At 73.7% G+C, this 255-nt stretch carries 1 protein-coding gene; it reads right to left on the reverse strand.

Going from position 1 to position 255, the window contains the following annotated elements:
- A partial coding sequence (locus QSK52_RS39340; protein ID WP_285741063.1) for an IS110 family transposase occupies positions 1–255 on the reverse strand: 255 nt, incomplete at both ends.

Here is a 255-nt window from a genome sequence, read left to right on the forward strand (position 1 = left end):
CGCGAATCTGGTTCATGGCTTGGGTGCGGGCCTTGACCGCACTGCGGCGGGCGACCCGCAGCACCCGCACGGCCTCGACCAGACCGTCCCTGCTCTTGGGGATGCCGGTGGCCCGGCCGGACAGGACGGCGGTCGCGGCGGCGTAGGCGTCGATCGGGTCGGACTTGCCCTTCATCCGGCGCGTCTTGCGGTCCGGCCGGTCGACGTCGACGACGGTGACCCCGGCCGCGGTCAGCACCCGGGCGAGTTCGGCTC

This window comes from Kitasatospora phosalacinea, assembly GCF_030268885.1.
Lineage (GTDB): Bacteria > Actinomycetota > Actinomycetes > Streptomycetales > Streptomycetaceae > Kitasatospora > Kitasatospora phosalacinea_C.